Origin of the sequence: Enterobacter sp. C6 (assembly GCF_008122455.1) — a bacterium.
Lineage (GTDB): Bacteria > Pseudomonadota > Gammaproteobacteria > Enterobacterales > Enterobacteriaceae > Enterobacter > Enterobacter pseudoroggenkampii.
Map to the genome: position 1 here is coordinate 22,447 of NZ_QPFW01000215.1, position 14,921 is coordinate 37,367.

17 protein-coding genes are annotated in these 14,921 nt (G+C 54.9%); 13 read left to right on the forward strand and 4 right to left on the reverse strand.

What is annotated here, in order from left to right; genetic code table 11:
- Positions 1-284 precede the first annotated feature (284 nt).
- A complete protein-coding gene (locus DOU50_RS11235) occupies positions 285-743 on the forward strand; it encodes a YbaK/EbsC family protein (protein ID WP_008502085.1) in 459 nt (152 codons plus the stop codon).
- A gap of 38 nt (positions 744-781) precedes the next feature.
- Here DOU50_RS11235 and bglJ read toward each other — a convergent pair whose 3' ends face one another.
- Together bglJ and DOU50_RS11245 are read right to left on the reverse strand one after the other, a co-directional pair.
- Entirely contained in the window at positions 782-1,417 is a 636-nt protein-coding gene (gene bglJ, locus DOU50_RS11240) for a DNA-binding transcriptional activator BglJ (protein WP_032649905.1), read from the reverse strand.
- A complete protein-coding gene (locus DOU50_RS11245; protein WP_024908277.1) occupies positions 1,414-2,151 on the reverse strand; it encodes a helix-turn-helix transcriptional regulator in 738 nt (245 codons plus the stop codon). The genes bglJ and DOU50_RS11245 overlap by 4 nt, the downstream gene beginning before the upstream one ends.
- A gap of 411 nt (positions 2,152-2,562) precedes the next feature.
- Between DOU50_RS11245 and DOU50_RS11250 the strand changes: the two genes are divergently transcribed.
- From DOU50_RS11250 to DOU50_RS11295, 10 genes are all read left to right on the forward strand, one after another.
- Complete coding sequence (locus DOU50_RS11250) at positions 2,563-3,339, forward strand: threonine/serine ThrE exporter family protein (RefSeq protein WP_024908278.1); 777 nt, start codon at positions 2,563-2,565, stop codon at positions 3,337-3,339.
- Positions 3,330-3,803, forward strand: coding sequence for a threonine/serine exporter (locus tag DOU50_RS11255; protein WP_024908279.1), 474 nt, complete (start codon positions 3,330-3,332; stop codon positions 3,801-3,803). The genes DOU50_RS11250 and DOU50_RS11255 overlap by 10 nt, the downstream gene beginning before the upstream one ends.
- 67 nt (positions 3,804-3,870) lie before the next feature.
- Complete coding sequence (locus tag DOU50_RS11260; RefSeq protein ID WP_061716003.1) at positions 3,871-4,512, forward strand: TetR family transcriptional regulator; 642 nt, start codon at positions 3,871-3,873, stop codon at positions 4,510-4,512.
- Positions 4,513-4,553: 41 nt separating this feature from the next.
- A complete protein-coding gene (locus DOU50_RS11265; RefSeq protein ID WP_023293337.1) occupies positions 4,554-5,006 on the forward strand; it encodes a MarR family winged helix-turn-helix transcriptional regulator in 453 nt (150 codons plus the stop codon).
- A gap of 82 nt (positions 5,007-5,088) precedes the next feature.
- The gene (locus DOU50_RS11270) at positions 5,089-5,517 is read left to right on the forward strand and encodes an organic hydroperoxide resistance protein (RefSeq protein WP_023310299.1); all 429 of its coding nucleotides are present in this window, start codon (positions 5,089-5,091) and stop codon (positions 5,515-5,517) included.
- Positions 5,518-5,653: 136 nt separating this feature from the next.
- Positions 5,654-6,199, forward strand: a complete 546-nt coding sequence (gene dnaT, locus DOU50_RS11275) for a primosomal protein DnaT (protein WP_024908281.1) — start codon at positions 5,654-5,656, stop codon at positions 6,197-6,199.
- The gene (dnaC, locus tag DOU50_RS11280; protein ID WP_032643964.1) at positions 6,196-6,933 is read left to right on the forward strand and encodes a DNA replication protein DnaC; all 738 of its coding nucleotides are present in this window, start codon (positions 6,196-6,198) and stop codon (positions 6,931-6,933) included. Before dnaT ends, dnaC begins: the two co-directional genes overlap by 4 nt.
- An 83-nt stretch (positions 6,934-7,016) precedes the next feature.
- Positions 7,017-7,499, forward strand: a complete 483-nt coding sequence (locus tag DOU50_RS11285) for a DUF2501 domain-containing protein (RefSeq protein ID WP_061716004.1) — start codon at positions 7,017-7,019, stop codon at positions 7,497-7,499.
- A gap of 270 nt (positions 7,500-7,769) precedes the next feature.
- Positions 7,770-10,061 carry a phosphatidylglycerol--membrane-oligosaccharide glycerophosphotransferase gene (gene opgB / locus DOU50_RS11290; RefSeq protein ID WP_090419424.1) on the forward strand — a complete coding sequence of 764 codons (2,292 nt, stop codon included), beginning with the start codon at positions 7,770-7,772 and terminating at the stop codon, positions 10,059-10,061.
- A complete protein-coding gene (locus tag DOU50_RS11295; protein WP_090419156.1) occupies positions 10,061-10,576 on the forward strand; it encodes a GNAT family N-acetyltransferase in 516 nt (171 codons plus the stop codon). Before opgB ends, DOU50_RS11295 begins: the two co-directional genes overlap by 1 nt.
- A 92-nt stretch (positions 10,577-10,668) precedes the next feature.
- Here DOU50_RS11295 and tsr read toward each other — a convergent pair whose 3' ends face one another.
- Both tsr and hpaR read right to left on the reverse strand, forming a co-directional pair.
- On the reverse strand, positions 10,669-12,333 hold the full coding sequence (tsr, locus tag DOU50_RS11300; protein ID WP_048991744.1) for a methyl-accepting chemotaxis protein: 1,665 nt from the start codon (positions 12,331-12,333) through the stop codon (positions 10,669-10,671).
- An 83-nt stretch (positions 12,334-12,416) separates the two neighbouring features.
- A complete protein-coding gene (hpaR, locus tag DOU50_RS11305; protein ID WP_023334396.1) occupies positions 12,417-12,857 on the reverse strand; it encodes a homoprotocatechuate degradation operon regulator HpaR in 441 nt (146 codons plus the stop codon).
- Between the two features lie 270 nt (positions 12,858-13,127).
- On the opposite strand from hpaR, the gene hpaG reads away from it, so the two are divergent.
- Both hpaG and DOU50_RS11315 read left to right on the forward strand, forming a co-directional pair.
- Entirely contained in the window at positions 13,128-14,405 is a 1,278-nt protein-coding gene (gene hpaG, locus DOU50_RS11310) for a 4-hydroxyphenylacetate degradation bifunctional isomerase/decarboxylase (RefSeq protein WP_148769396.1), read from the forward strand.
- Positions 14,402-14,921 (forward strand): aldehyde dehydrogenase family protein (locus tag DOU50_RS11315; protein ID WP_148769397.1); only part of this gene is annotated, 520 nt, incomplete at its 3' end. The genes hpaG and DOU50_RS11315, both read left to right, overlap by 4 nt.

Sequence of the window (14,921 nt, forward strand, 5' to 3'; positions counted from 1 at the left end):
CACGTTGTTCCATAAATCAGCTTCACAACCTTGCTGGCTTGTGTACCAGCGGTACTGCTCAGACGAAATGGTTTCATATTTGGCTCTTATTATTGGATACAGGGGACGTTACGTACTCAGTATTAATCGACGCATCACGCTCTGCAACCGGTTACTGTAACCGGTTTCTGTGAATGTGAAGAGGATCCAGAAATCAGCCGTTCGGGATATTTGTTACTTAAGAGATATTTACAGAGCATAAATTCTTATGACAGATTACGCAGGATATTTGTCAGGAGGAAACAATGAGTTTGCAGTCTGTACAGCAGTTTTTTGCCGACAACGCGCCGGATATAGACGTAATTGAACTTAGCCAGAGTACCGCTACCGTTGCGTTGGCTGCTGCCGCCCATCGTGTTGAACCGGGACAAATCGCCAAGACCTTGTCACTCAAGGTGAAAAATGAGGTGATTCTGGTGGTGGCGAAAGGCGATGCGCGCCTGGATAACAAAAAGCTGAAAGACACGTTTGGTGCGAAAGCGCGCATGCTCAGCAGTGATGAAGTGGTGACCATCACCGGTCATCCCGTTGGCGGCGTGTGCCCGTTCGGGCTGGAAAATCCGCTCGCGGTTTACTGCGATATCTCATTAAAGCAGTACGCCGAAGTCCTGCCCGCCGCAGGCGCAATTCATAGTGCCGTGCGTATTTCACCTGACAGAATGGCAGAGCTGACTTCCGCAAAGTGGGTTGACGTTTGCATCTGATTGATGCGCCAGAGCCTGTCTGGCGCGCACCGGGCTGGCTATAAAAAGGTCGGCTTGCTGAGTGCCGAACTTCGCGGTTCTCTTGCCGGAAGGTGAGTAATAATATCCGCCGCATCGAGCAACCCGACGTCAGAGCTCACCCCCAGCTTCACCATCGCATTAAACTTATGCGCCCGGATGGTCTTAATATTGCGTTCAAGCTGTGCCGCGATTTGAGGAATAGAATAGCCGCAAGACATATAACGCAATATTGCCCGTTCCGTTGGGCTTAACATTCTGTTTTGGCTCCGGTACCAGTGATTCATCATATTGTCATTGATGCGCAGCGTTTCACTCAACAACACCATAAGTTCCTGCTGCAGGTGCTCAAGCGTCAGCGATTTACTGACCACACCGTGAAGGCGTGACGGTGAAAGATGGCTAACTAACCGTGCTTCCGTCTCATCAGCGACCAGGATAATGCGCTGGATATGACCATGCGTAAACGCGAGCTCCCGCAGGTGCGCCAGACAGTTACGGCGCTCCTCTCGTGCATCGGAAAGTGAATAGATCAGCGAGAAAAAATTGACGTGCTGAAGTGCTTTCTTGAAGCTGTCAAATTCGCTAAACAGATGCAGCTGATAGTGATTCAGGCCGGGCATCGCAAATAAATGCTGTAGCCCAACAGCACTCATCGTGCAATTTTCGACGATGGCGATATGTCGTGTTGAATCGGTTTTTTCCATTCCTCAAACTCTCCATAGGCTGACATCAAATTCAGCTCTCTCATTCCCTGCGTACTGTTGATCCAGGCGTACATATCGGCATTACTACGTAAAGATAGCCGCCGCATCGCACTGTTTTTCTGCGCACTGATGGTTTTATTGCTCTTCTTCAGCAATGTGGCGATTTGGTTAATCCCCCATCCTTTACCTAACAGACGCAGTACCTTGCGTTCGGAGTGCGTGAGTGCGATAACGTGTTCGTCTTCATCCTCCGTACTTTGAGGCTCCGGGGTTAATAACGTCTGGCTTATCCGCTCTGCCCGCTCGCTACCTGCCCGAATCGCGTTAACCACGCCTTCAATGGGCTCCATATCAGACAGCAACGTGCTTTCCGGGCGCATAAGCAACTCAACCGCAATAGGGTAAAGCGGCCGCGAGACTAAAAAGATCCAGTGAATGTCCCGGTATTGGTTCAATAAACCGTAATACTCTTCGAGGGTTCCCCGAGGATTTCTGTATTCACCTGAAATATCGGCAATAATGACATCTGCGCGGCGTAGCTGGAGCAGTGTTAACTCCTGCAATGAGCGACAATAGGTCAATTCAAAATCCGGGAAATGGCGTGCCATCACGCCCCCTAACCCGTTTTGCATCACGGGCATCCGGCTAATGACAACGCCATACTTACCATGCAATGACAACATAGACCCTCCGTGTCCATTCTTCATTTGATGAGTAACGTTAAAACGTACCAATGTATGAGTATTTTCGTCCCTGAGTGTAAAACTGATTAATACAAGCAGAAGATGAGATATGTTCTTAGTATAAGAAATGCCTAAAACAACGGTAATATCTCATAAAGCGCAAATAAATTTAATTGCGGAGCCATTAAAATAACGACAATATAAAATTAGAATAACTAAATACAAATATTCTATATTTTTATATTTATAATTCACCGCATTGATAAATTAATCCAACGCCCCTTTCGTGATACGGGCTGAAACTGTTTGCACAAACCTTGATCTGGCCCACAGCAAGAGGGACTGCACTTTGTGCTAAAAGTACTCACTACGGGCTAACCGGCAACCTATCCATCTTTTTCAGGACAATACATGCAGGCAGATCGGTCAACGCAGCGTGCTATCACGCGGCTATGTATAAAGTGCGGTCTTTTTCTGCTCCAGCACGGCGCGGAAAGCGCGCTGGTTGAGGAGCTCTCCACCCGGCTGGGAGTGGCGCTGGGTATGGATAGCGTTGAAAGCGCAATCTCATCTAACGCCATTGTGCTGACCACGATCAAAGACGGTCAGTGCCTGACCTCCACACGCAAAAACCATGACCGCGGTATTAACATGCACGTCGTGACCGAAGTGCAGCACATCGTCATCCTTGCTGAACACAAGCTTCTCGATCTTCATGAAATTGAAAAACGGTTCAACCAGATCAAGCCATTACGTTATCCGCGCTGGCTCGTCGTGTTAATGGTAGGGCTCTCTTGCGCCTGCTTTTGTAAGCTCAATAAAGGCGGCTGGGACGGCGCGCTCGTCACCTTTTTTGCCAGCAGTATCGCCATGTATGTTCGCCAGCTGCTCACGCACCGGCAGCTGCACCCGCAAATTAACTTCTGCATTACCGCGTTTGTCGCCACCACGGTTTCCGGCCTGCTTCTGCGCCTGCCGCAGTTTGCCAACACCCCAACCGTTGCAATGGCCGCCAGCGTGCTTCTGCTGGTCCCGGGCTTTCCGCTGATCAACGCCGTCGCCGACATGTTTAAAGGGCATATCAATACCGGTCTGGCACGCTGGGCTATCGCCAGCCTGCTGACGCTGGCGACCTGCATCGGCGTGGTCATGGCCATGACTCTCTGGGGGTTACGCGGATGGGCGTGATAGATTTTCTGCTGGCGCTGGCACAGGACATGCTTCTGGCCGCCATCCCTGCCGTCGGCTTCGCGATGGTATTTAACGTACCGCAACGCGCGCTGCCGTGGTGCGCGCTGCTGGGTGCGATTGGCCATGGCTCGCGAATGGTGATGATGACGGCGGGTTTCAACATCGAATGGTCAACGTTCATCGCTTCCATGCTGGTCGGCAGTATCGGCATCCAGTGGTCGCGCTGGTATCTGGCGCATCCCAAAGTGTTCACCGTTGCCGCGGTGATCCCGATGTTCCCAGGCATATCTGCGTATACGGCGATGATTTCCGCAGTGAAAATCAGCCATTTCGGTTATACCGAGCCTCAGATGATCCTCCTCCTGAGCAACTTCCTTAAGGCGTCATCCATCGTCGGCGCGCTCTCTATCGGGCTGTCGATCCCCGGACTGTGGCTGTACCGCAAACGCCCACGCGTTTGATATTTGTATTATTTCGCTGCCGTGGAGATAATTCTTCTGGTCCGTTTGGTGAAAATAAGGAAAGGATGTGGCTAACCCTGGCAGCGAACACCCCGAGCACAGTGAAGAATCCAGCCTGAAAGAGAAAATCTTTCAGAGCGCCATCGCGCTTTTTGCCGAGTATGGATTGAACGGTGCACGGATGGAGCAGATCGCAGAGAAAGCGGGTACCACCAAACGCATGGTGGTTTACCATTTCAAGAATAAAGAGAACCTCTATCTCCTGGTTCTGGAACATGTTTACACCCAGATTCGCGCCAGTGAAAAAGCGCTAAGCCTGACGGGAATGCCCCCGGTCGAAGCGCTGGTCAATCTGGTTGAAGCCACCTTTGACTATCATGCCGACCACCCTGACTACATCCGGATTATCTGCATGGAAAACATGCAGCGCGGCCGCTTTATGCAGCAGTCGAGCTATCTCCGCCAGGTCAACCGCAGCGCGCTCGACCTGCTGGAGGAGATCCTGCGCCGGGGCAAAGAAAAACAGCTCTTCAGTGAGACGGTAGACGCCCGCGATCTTCATCGTCTGATAAGCAGCTTCAGCTTTCACTACGTTGCCAACAGCTACACCTTTACGCTGTTGTTTGAAGAAAGCGCAAACGAGCAGGCTCAGCGCCAGCACTACCGCAAAATGGCCGTTCAGGTGGCGCTCCGCTATACTTGCCCATAAAATTGCTTGCAATTAAATCGCGCACTATCTATATTCATCTCATGAACGCGAAAACGAACGACGCAACCGCTGCGCTCAAGCTGGATAACCAGCTCTGCTTTGCCCTCTATTCGGCAAACCTGGCGCTTAACAAGCTGTACCGGCAGCTGCTGGCACCGCTGAACCTGACCTACCCGCAATATCTGGTGATGCTGGTGCTGTGGGAGCAGGATGATATGACGGTGTCGGACATCGGTGAACGGCTGTTTCTGGACTCTGCAACTCTGACGCCGCTGTTGAAGCGTCTGGAAAGCGCCGGGCTCATCAACCGCCACCGTTCACGCAAAGATGAACGCCAGGTCGCCGTCACCCTGAGTGAAGCGGGACGTGAACTGCAGCAGCAGGCATTGGGTATCCCCCATGCGGTGGGTTGCGCAGCGCAGTGTGATACCGACACCCTGCTGGCGCTCAAACAGCAGCTCGAACTTTTGCGACAACAGCTACACCGCGCGTAAAGCTATACTTTACGCGTGATTATTACCCATATATATCGCACGCTATTTAATAGTGCACATTAAACAAGATGAGGAACCTGCCATGTCTTTAGAAAAAGTTGTTTATACCGCCAAAGCAAAAGCCACCGGAGGCCGTGACGGCCGAGCCACCTCCTCCGATGGCGTACTGGACGTAAAATTGGGCGTGCCAAAAGAGATGGGCGGCATGGGGGGAGAAGTGACGAACCCTGAGCAGCTGTTTGCTGCCGGCTACTCTGCCTGCTTCCTGGGCGCGATGAAGTTTGTGGCCGCACGCGACAAATTTACCCTACCTAAAGATGCTTTTATTGAAGGCGAAGTGGGTATTGGCCCCCTGCCAACCGGTTTTGGTATCGAAGCGAAACTGAACATCCACGTTGAAGGTATGGATCCTGCGGAAGCCAAAAAGCTGGTCGATGCGGCGCACATTGTTTGCCCGTACTCTAACGCGACCCGCGGCAACATTGACGTGACACTGAACATCATCGCGTAATCCCTTCAGTTCCCTCTCCCTGTGGGAGAGGGTCAGGGTGAGGGCATCAGCCCGCACTTTACCCCTCCTTTCCTTTCCCCTCTCTGTGCTACCATAAGTCCATATCACGCCCGTAGTAATCAGTAGAGTAAGCGTTATGTCCTCCAGACTTCTGACCACCAGCATTGCTGGCATTGATGCCTTTATGCGCGACCCACGCGGTGTGTTGACTCACGCCGAAGGCGGCACGGTTGCGGTTTTTGCCGACAACGCGCCGGCGTTTTACGCAATCACACCGGAACGTCTGGCACAGCTTCTGGAGATCGAAGCACAAGTGTCACGCCCGGCGAGCGATGTCACGCTGGATAGCCAGTTCTTTGATGAACCGGTTAACGTTCCCGTGACCGTTCCGATGGGCAAATTTGCCCTCTATGCGGGCTGGCAACCGGATGCGGATTTCCAGCGGCAGGCCGCGCTGTGGGGCATTGCGTTAACCCAACCCGCCACCGCGGAAGAGCTCGCCGCGTTTACCGCCTGGTGGCAGGCAGAAGGGAAAGTGTTCACCCACATTCAGTGGCAGCAAAAGCTCGCGCGTCATCTCCAGATTACCCGCGCCGGCAACAACGGCCAGCCAAAACGTGATATCAATGCGTTTTCAGAACCGGATAAACAGATCCCCAGCGGATTCCGAGGTGCGAAATGAAGAACGTCGGCGACCTGATGAAACGTCTGCAAAAAATGATGCCTGCCAACGTGAAGCCCGCTTTCACCACCGGTGAAGAGCTGCTGGCATGGCAAAAAGAGCAAGGTGAGATCCGCGCCGCCGCGCTCGCCCGCGAAAACCGGGCGATGAAAATGCAGCGCACCTTTAACCGTTCCGGTATCCGTCCCCTGCACCAGAACTGCTCGTTCGATAACTATAAAATTGAGACCACCGGGCAGATGAACGCGCTGGCCGCCGCACGGCAGTACGTGGATGAATTCGACGGCAATATCGCCAGCTTCATCTTTAGCGGCAAGCCGGGCACCGGAAAAAATCACCTTGCTGCCGCTATCTGCAACGAGCTGCTTCTGCGCGGTAAATCGGTTCTTATCATCACCGTGGCCGATATCATGTCTGCGATGAAAGACACCTTCAGCAACCGCGAAACCAGCGAAGAACAGCTGCTTAACGATCTGAGTAATGTCGACCTGCTGGTCATCGACGAGATTGGCGTTCAGACGGAATCGCGCTATGAAAAAGTGATCATCAACCAGATTGTCGATCGCCGCTCCTCGTCCAAGCGCCCCACCGGCATGCTGACGAACCACAATATTGACGAGATGACCCGCCTGCTGGGGGAACGCGTCATGGACCGCATGAAGCTGGGTAACAGCCTGTATGTCATCTTCGACTGGGAAAGTTACCGCAGCCGCGTCACCGGCAAAGAGTATTAAGACAGTTCCAGGAATCGCCGACAGGTCGCAGGTATATACTGGAACCCCTTCGGCCCAAAACGGACCTTTTTGAGAGAGCCATGATGAAAAAACAGATGATTGTCAGCACCCTTTTAGGCGCGCTGCTGGTGACCGGCGCAGCGCAAGCGGCGTCCTGGCAGGAGTCCCTGTCAAGCGCAGCAAACGAGCTGACCAAAGAGAGCAGCAGCACGCAGGGCGGACTCTCCGCCTCTTCCCTCACCAGCCTGCTGGGCAACAGCGGTCAGAGCCTGAGCGCGGGCACGATGAACAACGCGGCGGGGATTCTGGAATATTGCGCGAAGCAAAAACTGGCCTCCGTGACCGATGCGCAAAACGTGAAAAACCAGGTGCTGGGTAAACTGGGTCTGGATACCCAGGAGCAAAAAGCGGACACCAACTATATGGACGGCATTCAGGGCCTGCTTAACGCGCAGAACGGTCAGCAGCTTAACCTGAGCACCCTCGGCAACTCCTCTCTGGCCAAACAGGTGAAAACCAAAGCCTGCGATCTGGTGCTGAAACAAGGCGTTAATTTCATCTCCTGATCCACCCCATTTTCTGCCACAACACGCCGCGTTTAATGCGATAGTCTTGCAGCGCGGCGCTAAATGAGCGTTTTTCCCACCTGCCACCGTCTCAGCGTCCGTTTGTCAGGATGTGCACACCTTCATAAAAACGATTTTCTAAACCAAATCCTAACAACAGCACACTTTCGTGACACTAAAATTGCAGCTTAACGACATCGCAATTACATTGTATGACCCAAAAAATAAACAGTTAGCCAGCGAAGCATCTGGCGTCACGAGGATATGCTGTTGTCTGAATTCATGTCTCTTATCCTTTTTCTGGCTTCTGTCGGCGTTTACGCCTGCAAAGCCGGCCGTCACACCTGGTGGTTTATCGCCACGCTGGTTGTGCTCGGCATTTTTATTATTTTAAACATTACCTTATACGCCAGCGATTACTTTACCGGTGACGGCATTAACGATGCGGTGCTCTACACGCTGACAAACAGCCTGACGGGCGCGGGGGTCAGCAAGTACATTCTTCCGGGGCTCGGCCTTGTCGTCGCGCTGGTCACCATTTTTGGCGCGCTGGCCTGGGTGCTGCGTCGACGTCGCCATCATCCACACCATCATGGCTACAGCCTGCTGGCGTTATTCCTGGCGCTGGCCTCCGTCGACGCCAGCCCGGCGTTCCATCAGATCACCGAGCTGGTGAAATCCCAGTCGCGCGACGGCGATCCGGATTTCGTGGCTTACTACAAAGAGCCGTCGAAAACGATCGCCAACCCGAAGCTCAACCTGGTCTACATCTACGGTGAAAGCCTGGAACGCACGTACTTTGATAACGATGCGTTCCCTGACCTGACGCCGGACCTGGGTGCGCTGAAAAATGAAGGTCTTGATTTCAGCCACACCATGCAGCTGCCCGGTACGGATTACACGATTGCCGGGATGGTTGCCTCCCAGTGCGGTATCCCGCTGTTCGCGCCTTTTGAAGGTAACGCCTCAGCCTCCATGTCGACCTTCTTCCCGCAGAATATTTGCCTCGGCGATATCCTGAAAAACTCCGGTTACGAAAACTATTTTGTGCAGGGGGCAAACCTGCGCTTCGCCGGAAAAGATGTGTTCCTGAAATCCCACGGTTTTGATCACCTGTATGGCTCAGAAGAGTTAAAAACGACGGTTGCCGACCCAAACTACCGCAACGACTGGGGCTTCTATGACGATACGGTACTCGACGAAACCTGGAAGAAATTCGAGGAGCTGTCCCGCGCGGGCAAGCGTTTCTCTCTCTTTGCGCTGACGGTGGACACCCACCATCCGGACGGGTTTGTCTCGCGCACCTGCAAGCGCAAAAGCTATGACATTGATGGTAAAAACAATAAATCGTTCAGCGCCGTCACCTGCAGTCAGGAGCACATTGCCGCGCTGGTCGAGAAAATCAAAGCCTCACCCTGGTTTAAAAACACCGTCATCGTCGTTTCGTCTGACCATCTGGCGATGAAAAACAGCGCCTGGGATCAGCTCAACAAGCAGGATCGCAGCAATCTGTTCTTCGTCCTGCGCGGCGACCAGCCGCAGCAGGAGGAGATCGCCACCAAACGCAACTCCATGGATAACGGCGCCACCGTGCTGGACATCCTGGGCGGTGACAACTTTATTGGCCTGGGCCGGAGCACGCTGTCGGGGCAATCCCTGTCGGAAGTGTTCCTCAACATGAAGGAAAAAATCCTTGCCTGGAAGCCCGACATCATCCGCCTGTGGAACTTCCCGAAAGAGATGAAGGACTTCACCGTCGATCGGGATAAAAACACCATTGCCTTCTCGGGCAGCAACTTCCGTCTGCCGCTGCTGGTGCGCGTGTCGGAGGGACGCGTTGAGCCCCTGCCGGAAAGCGAATATTCCGCGCCGCTGCGCTATCAGCTGGCCGATTTTGCGCCACGCGATAATTTCGTCTGGGTCGACAGATGTTACAAGATGGGCCAGCTCTGGTCGCAGCCGCTGGCGCTCTCTACCGACTGGTGCGTCTCTCAGGGTCAGCTTGGCGGGGAGCAAACCGTACAGCACGTGGATAAAGCCCAGTGGAAAGGCAAAACCGCGTTTAAAGATACGGTAATTGATACGGCGCGCTATCAGCACAACATCGACATGCTGAAAATCAGCGACAACGATATTCGCTACAAAGCGGACAGCTTTATCTTTAACGTGGCCGGCGCGCCGGAAGAAGTGAAGCAGTTTAGCGGCATCTCGCGGCCGGAGTCCTGGGGACGCTGGTCAAACGCGCAGCTGGGCAATGAGGTGAAAATTGAGTACACCCATCCGCTGCCGGAACAGTTCGACCTGGTGATCACCGCCAGAGCGTATGGCCCTAACGCTAACAAGCCCGTACCGGTGCGCGTGGGCGATCGGGAGCAGACGCTGACGCTCGGGAACGACGTGAGCACGCATACGCTGCATTTTGAGAATCCTTCGCGCAGCAATACCCTGGTGATCGTCCCGCCGGATCCGCAGTCCACCAATGAAGGGAATATTCTTGGCCATTCACCGCGCGAGCTCGGAATTGGCATGGTCGAAATTAAAATTGTGAGTCGAGCAGGCTAATGGTCGACCTTAACATCACCCTTCGACCCACACGTCCCGGCGACGTTGCCGCCCTGCCCGCCATTGAACGCGCGGCGGGCGAGCGCTTTCGTGAAGACCCGGAGCTCGCCTGGCTTGCCGACGGTGAAGTCATTTCTGCTGAGAAGCACCTTGAGTATGTCGAACGTGGGCTAAGCTGGCTGGCGCGGGTGAACGACCGCCCCGTGGGGTTTATCCTCACCGAAGCGCACTCTTCGTCGCTGTTTATCGTGGAGCTTTCGGTCGATCTGAACTGGCAGGGAAAAGGGATTGGCCGGCAGCTTATCGCCTGTGCGGCTGACCATGCCCGCACGCTGGGGCTGACGTCGCTGACGTTGACGACGTTCCGGGACGTACCGTGGAACGCGCCGTTCTATGCAAAGCTAGGGTTTAAAAAAATGACGACGCTGACGCCTGAACTGCGTCAGAAAAGGGAAGAAGAGACAGCGCACGGTTTCGCGTATGAAACGCGCTGCGCCATGCGCCTGCCTCTGTAATATCGCCCGGTGGCACTGCGCTTACCGGGCCTACAAAACCCTTAACCGTAGGCCGGGTAAGGCGCAGCCGTCACCCGGCACAACGCACAGAGTTAGAACGTTTCCCAGTTATCGCCTGAATCGACCGTCGCGGTTTTACGCGCCATCACCGGCGTGGAAACCGCTTTAGCCGCAGCGAATTCGCGCGCTTTCATCTGCTCCTGCTGAATGCGGAACACCGCCACGGCCTGAGTCAGACGGCTCGCCTGCTCTTCCAGTGCGGCCGCAGCCGCGGCAGACTCTTCAACCAGCGAGGCGTTCTGCTGGGTCACGCGATCCATCTCAGCTACCGCCAGACCCACCTGGTCGATACCGCGGCTCTGCTCGTCAGACGCAGAGGCGATTTCACCCATGATGTCCGTTACGCGGGTCACCGCGTTCACGATCTCACCCATGGTTTCACCGGCGCTTTCTACCAGCGTTGAACCCACTTCCACGCGACCCACGGAGTCTTCAATCAGGCTCTTGATTTCACGAGCCGCCTGGGCACTGCGCTGGGCCAGGTTACGCACTTCACCGGCCACCACCGCAAAGCCACGGCCCTGCTCGCCCGCACGCGCCGCTTCTACCGCCGCGTTCAGTGCCAGGATGTTGGTCTGGAAAGCAATGCCGTCGATCACGCTGATAATGTCGGCAATTTTCTGCGAGCTGCCCGCGATATCGCGCATGGTCTGCACCACGTTATCCACCACTTTGCCGCCTTTCTGCGCGGTTTCGGAGGCGCTCAGGGCAAGATGGCTCGCCTGACGGGCGTTCTCGGCGTTCTGCTTAACGGTCGCCGTCAGCTGCTCCATGCTGGCAGCGGTCTCTTCCAGGGAAGCGGCCTGCTGTTCAGTACGGGAGGAGAGGTCGTTATTGCCCATCGCGATTTCACTCGCGCCGCTGTAGATCGCGTTCGCGCCGTTACGCACGTCGCCAACGGTACGCACCAGCTCACCCTGCATATGACGCAGCGAGTCGGCCAGTTCACCCATTTCGTTGGTGCCCTGAACCTCAATACGCTTCACCAGGTCGCCGCTGGCGATATGGCGAATGTTGTCGATCAGACGATTCAGCGGGGAGATCAGCGTCTGCTTGATGTTGAGCCAGACGGCCACGATCACCACCAGCACGGCAATCAGGACGCTGATCAGCACCCAGATAGCCTGGCTGAAGGAGCTGTTGCTGTCTTCGACCGCCATCTGGTACAGCTTGTCGTTCTGCTGCAGGTAGCTCACGTACTGCTTCTCAAAACCGTCCTGATAGCTCTGGGTCGGCTGGTCGAAGAAGGCGTTGATTTTGCCCGCGCCCAGCAGCTGGATCAGCTCCGCCAGCGCGCCGTGGTAAATATCATAGTTACGCTTGATCTCCATCGCTTCAGCGTCGTTTTGACGCGGATCGCGCGGCAGGGCTTCGTAGGCAGCCCAGTTTTTTTCCGCCTGTTTCAGAGACGTAGACGCGATTTGCATCAAATCGTTAACGGTCGCGCCGCTGCCGATATTGCTCTGATCCATCATGTAGCGGATACCCGCGCGGTTCAGGGTATTACGGGTTTGCAGCAACGCTACCCAGCTGGCGTTCAGCGTGGACTGTTGCTGGCGAATGGTTTGCAGGACGGTGAAATTCTCTTTGTCATTCTTCAGAGCATTAAAGAAAAGACCACCGGACGTGAGTTGTAAAAGGCCAAATATCGCTAAAACCAGCATTAAGCTGGTGACAATCTTGATACGGTTTAACATGTTTTCTCTTTCCTCAGGCAGATACAGAATTTTCGGCCTGGAAAGGGAAAACTTTACGAAAATCATCCTGGAATTTGGGGTTTTTACTCTTCTTCCCGCGCTGCGTTATGCCGGTTTCCGAGTTCAATAAACTCTTCCAGCAGCGCCGTCAGCTGTTTCATCTTCTCCGGCGTATATTCCGCCTCAATCTGCTGATACGCCTCTTCGACCTGCGCCTGAGCGTGTTCATACAGCGCATTCCCCTCTTTGGTCAGCGACACGTACAGCTTGCGCTGGTCGTTCACCGGCTTTAGGCGCAGCACCAGGCCGTCACGCTCCATGCGCGTCAGAATACCGGTCAGGCTCGGGCGCAGGATGCAGGTGCGAAACGCCAGATCGTGAAAATCCATCGACGGATGTTCAGCCAGCACGCGCACAATACGCCACTGCTGCTCGGTCAGATTATGGCGCTTCACGATCGGGCGGAAGTAGGACATCGCCGCTTCCCGCGCCTGCAGCAGCGCGATGGTTAATGAATCATGCATAGCCTCTTCCCTTCACATCATTAACAAGTAAACAATCACTAAAAGATGTTTTTATAAACAACACGTTTTCCCTCAAAAAGTCTAACAGAAACCCATCAATTTTATTAAGTCACTGATTTTAATACACATAAAACTCAATATGTAAATTTATTGTTATTCATATCACAAATTTTTCACTTCTGATTGCGAAATGAGCAGCAAAAGCATAAAACCAGATCATTAACATATTAATGAAATCCAAACAGGACATCCGGCCTGAGGAGTATGTGAATGAAAGGTACCGTTTTTGCCGTCGCCCTCAACCATCAAAGCCAGCGTGAAGCCTGGCGTGAGGCATTTGAAAAAGCCCCCTACAACACGCCGCCGAAAACAGCCGTGTGGTTTATCAAACCCCATAACACCGTGATTCGTGCGGGCGAACCCATTCCGCTCCCGCAGGGGGAAAAGGTGCTCAGCGGCGCGACGGTGGCGCTGGTGATCGGTAAAACCGCCAGCAAGGTACGCGTGGAGGACGCTGCGGAGCACATCGCGGGGTATGCGCTGGCCAACGAGGTGAGCCTGCCGGAAGAGAGCTTCTATCGCCCGGCCATCAAGGCCAAATGTCGTGACGGATTCTGCCCGCTCGGCGAACTTGTCGCCCTTGATAACGTAGATAACCTGACCATCATCACCGAGATCAACGGCCGCGAAGCGGACCACTGGAACACCGCCGATCTTCAGCGTAACGCTGCCGAACTGCTGAGCGCCCTGAGCGAGTTCGCCACCCTCAATCCCGGCGATGCGATCCTGCTCGGCACCCCTCACAGCCGCGTTGAGATCCGTCCGGGCGATCGCGTGCGTATTCTGGCGGAGGGCTTTCCGCCGCTGGAAAACCCGGTGGTGGATGAGCGCAACGTCACTATTGCGCACAGCACGCCGCCGCACGCCACGCTGTTTGCCCTCGGTCTGAACTATGCCGATCACGCCAGCGAGCTGGACTTCAAGCCGCCCACCGAGCCGCTGGTATTTATCAAAGCGCCGAACACCTTCAACGGCGACAACCAGACGTCGGTGCGTCCGAACAATATCGAATACATGCATTACGAAGCGGAGCTGGTGGTGGTCATCGGCAAAACCGCCCGTAAGGTGAGCGAAGCCGAGGCGATGGACTATGTTGCGGGCTATACGGTCTGCAACGACTACGCCATCCGCGACTACCTGGAAAACTACTACCGCCCGAACCTGCGGGTGAAAAGCCGCGACGGGCTGACCCCCATTTCCCCAAACATCGTGCCAAAAGCAGCCATTCCCGACCCGCACAACCTCGCCCTGCGCACCTTCGTTAACGGCGAGCTGCGTCAGGAAGGCACCACGGCGGATCTGATCTTCAGCATCCCGTACCTGATTGCGTACCTGAGCGACTTTATGACCCTGCAGCCGGGCGACATGATTGCCACCGGCACGCCGAAGGGGCTCTCCGACGTGGTGCCGGGCGATGAGGTGGTGGTGGAAGTGGAAGGCGTGGGACGCCTGGTGAACCGAATTGTGAGTGAGGAGACGGCAAAATGAAAAAGATTAACCACTGGATCAACGGTAAAAACGTCGCGGGCAGCGACTACTTCCACACTACTAACCCGGCCTCCGGCGAGGTCCTGGCAGAAGTGGCCGCCGGCGGCGAGGCCGAAATCCACCAGGCCGTTGCCGCCGCCAAAGAGGCGTTCCCGAAGTGGGCCAACCTGCCGATGAAGGAGCGCGCGCGCCTGATGCGTCGTCTGGGTGACCTGATCGACCAGAACGTGCCCGAGATTGCCGCCATGGAAACCGCCGATACCGGGCTGCCGATCCACCAGACCAAAAACGTGCTGATCCCGCGCGCCTCGCACAACTTCGAATTTTTCGCCGAGGTGTGCCAGCAAATGAACGGCAAGACCTACCCGGTTGACGACAAGATGCTCAACTACACCCTGGTGCAGCCGGTGGGCGTCTGCGCGCTGGTGTCGCCGTGGAACGTGCCGTTTATGACCGCCACCTGGAAGGTCGCACCCTGCCTGGCGTTGGGCAACACCGCGGTGCTGAAGATGTCCG